The organism is Mesorhizobium sp. M1A.T.Ca.IN.004.03.1.1 (genome assembly GCF_003997555.1).
Taxonomy (GTDB): Bacteria; Pseudomonadota; Alphaproteobacteria; order Rhizobiales; family Rhizobiaceae; genus Mesorhizobium.
Genome location: NZ_RZTV01000467.1, coordinates 1 through 264, shown reverse-complemented (window position 1 = coordinate 264; position 264 = coordinate 1). Strand labels below are relative to the sequence as shown.

The following is a 264-nucleotide window of genomic DNA, read 5'->3' as shown; positions in this document are numbered from 1 at the left end:
CAACTGCGCATGAGCGTCTTGCTGATAACTTTGTCGTCCGTCAGTCCATGCCCGAGTGGGCTCGATCCGGTGTATGGAACGCCGGCCATCTCAAGCATGCCCGGAACGTGCGTGAAACGGTAGTCTCCTTGAATCCCCTCCGCCAGGTTGAAAACAAATCCTGAAGGGCGGGCTTGCGGATCGGGTGGCATGAAGCGCTCGAGCGTATTGAGCAGTCCTTTGTCGCCTTCACACAAAAGCGTTTCATGGCCGCCCTCTTGCAGT

Annotated in this window: 1 pseudogene; it reads right to left on the bottom strand. The window is 57.2% G+C overall.

Going from position 1 to position 264, the window contains the following annotated elements:
* Positions 1-264: pseudogene (locus EOD29_RS32465) on the bottom strand (hypothetical protein); the annotation flags it as partial.